Annotated in this window: 1 protein-coding gene; it reads left to right on the top strand. The window is 37.6% G+C overall.

Features of this window, described 5'->3' with window-relative positions:
* Positions 1-1,079 precede the first annotated feature (1,079 nt).
* Positions 1,080-2,204 (top strand): esterase-like activity of phytase family protein, encoded by a 1,125-nt coding sequence (locus tag F6K22_RS38320; RefSeq protein ID WP_293110126.1) that lies wholly within the window; start codon positions 1,080-1,082, stop codon positions 2,202-2,204.
* Positions 2,205-2,586: the final 382 nt, after the last annotated feature.

The raw sequence follows: 2,586 nt of genomic DNA, 5'->3' as shown, positions 1-2,586 counted from the left end.
GAGGGTCTCGCTTATATCAAATCCAGTAGTATCAGTATTATAAATGGGATATCTAATAGACATCTGGTGAGAATCAAAAATCAAATCAATCCCATACAGATAAATCATCAATTCTTCCCCTCCTGGGAGCAGGGTCAATTTATTGTCACCAGAGAAAAAAGGAGGAGGGGGTGGTCCGTGTGGTCCGTGTGGTCCGTGTGGGAAGCACAGGATATCAAAAAAATATAGGGTTGTAAATATTGTCTGACGACAAAGAATTAGCCCTGCCTCCTGGGAGGGATCAGACCAATTCCCAAAAGCATTGCTATACTTAGATAGCACTTCAGTTATCAAGTAATTAACACAATATCAATCACCATGCTTGCGAATAATAGCCCAGTTAATGTTTATTATTCTTATGTTGTACGGACGTTGCATGCAACGTCCCTACCCCCACACGGACCACACTTCCCCTCCACCGGAGGGGTTAGGGGTGGGTCCCACACTTCCCCACATTTGGCAGATATAGCATTCTTTTTGAGAAATGGTATTAGGGGTGGGTCTCCTACTACCTACTCCCTACTCCCTACTCCCTCTTTTCCACCAGAGGTCTAATACAAACCCGGTTTCTGATCAGTAGTAGGTAGAAATTATATTACTCCCAAGTCAGGAGATTTGATATTAAACACAGGAGCAAGATGCTCCTACTCAGAAATATTGAGAGAGTGTTTTTCAACAAAATATTAAGGTTTAAACATCACTGGTGATTCTTTGTCATCCGCCAATAAATTTATTTCTTGGCTTACAGCAGAAGTCATTTTTAGATGGTTAAACTTGGCTGATTTATTATGGCTAATTAATGAGACTTGATATTAGAACTATTTTCTGGTAGCTAATAGTTGTCTATTCTTGCCTACTCCCTATTTCCTTAAATATCACTATGTCATTGCCACTGGCAGGAACGAAAGTAATCTCAGGGGTTTTAGCTGCACAAAATTTTGATGCACTTTTAACCCTTATAAGTCTGGTTTATCAGGGAGATACCATAAATATTTGAGAGAAACAAATAAACACGACTTCTCAATTTAGTATATTTTGTTATGAATAAGCAAAAAAACAAAAAATATAAATATCTAATTTTTACCTTAGTTACTTGTTTAGTTATTCTTGTAACTACAGCCATAGTTATTAAGTCAATGACTCAAGCAACCATACCTCAAATAACTTTTTTAGGGGAGGTGAATTTTCCCACAGGTTTAAAATTTAAAAATACAGAAGTAGGCGGACTTTCTGGCATAACCTATAATCCAGATAAACAAATTTATTACGCAATTTCTGATGACCGTAGTAGTAAAGCACCAGCCAGATTTTATACTCTGAAAATTGACCTAGAGTCAGAGAAAATTTCTGAAGAAACAGTAACTTTTATAGATGTCACGACTTTATTAGATGAAACAAGTAAACCATTTCCTCCTTCGACTATTGATTCCGAAGGAATTACTTTTACTGGAACTAATTTATTTATCTCTTCTGAAGGAGATAGAAAACGTCAAGTACAACCATTTATTAGAGAATTTTCCCTAGCAGGTAAACAACTACGAAATTTGCCACTTCCGGAAAAGTTTCCGATCAAAACTGACAGTGGAATTAGAAATAATATGGCTTTGGAAAGTTTAACTATTACTCCTAGCAAAAAATATCTCTTCACTGCTACAGAAAATGCTTTAGTTCAAGATGGTGCAGAAGCAAATGTTTCTACTGGTAGTCCTTGTCGAATTTTACAGTATGATTTAATTAAAGGTCAGCCAGAAAATGAGTTTCTATATATCACAGAACCTATGACTTCTACATCTAATAATTCAGGTGGTTTTAAGACTAATGGTTTAGTAGAACTCATGGCGTTAGATGATACTCATTTTTTAAGTTTAGAAAGGTCTTTTTCCCTAGATACTGGAAATATGATTAAACTATTTCAAGTGGATTTGTCAAATGCAGATAATATTCAACAAATTAATAGTTTAAACAGTAAATTTACTAATATTTCTCCCGTCAAAAAAGAATTACTGTTAGATTTAAGCAATCTAGAATTAATCTCAGACAATATTGAAGGAATGACATTTGGCCCAAAAATGCCAGATGGTCGGCGATCGCTCATCCTAATCAGCGATAATAATTTTAACCCCCTACAAGTGACTCAGGTTCTCATTTTCACCACTAACCTCTAGCCATGCAAATCAAAAGTTAAAAATTAAAAGTCAAAAGTCTCAAAAAGACATTGGAGGATTTATCTCAACGTTGGCCCTTGACCCGCGCTCTCGGTCAGGGGAGCTGAGAGATGGGAAAACCAATCAATAAGAGCGGTTCTTACAATAGTGTGCTATCCTGAATAGGATAAGGCTGCTGGGCTAGCAGTGTCTAGGGGAGCCGTCGGATTTGCGAGTGCCATGTGGAGCGCGCCTTTAGACCGATGCATAGGTTCGGCAAGGGAGGCAGGTGCGGCCTTAAGCAGAAAGTTCCTATCAGTGATGTTAGGGAATCCCGCGCTGTCTCGTAGATCAGCGTCGGGAGGATGTCAACTACTAATCCTCAATAAAAAAAAATCAAACT

Source organism: Okeania sp. SIO2F4 (assembly GCF_010672385.1).
Classification (GTDB): Bacteria; Cyanobacteriota; Cyanobacteriia; order Cyanobacteriales; family Microcoleaceae; genus Trichodesmium.
Note: the sequence above shows the minus strand (reverse complement) of the source record. Positions and strands in the feature narration are given on the sequence as shown.

Coding starts and splice junctions, on each gene's coding strand:
- F6K22_RS38320 (WP_293110126.1), top strand. CDS start 1,080: ATGAATAAGCAAAAAAACAAAAAATATAAATATCTAATTTTTACCTTA.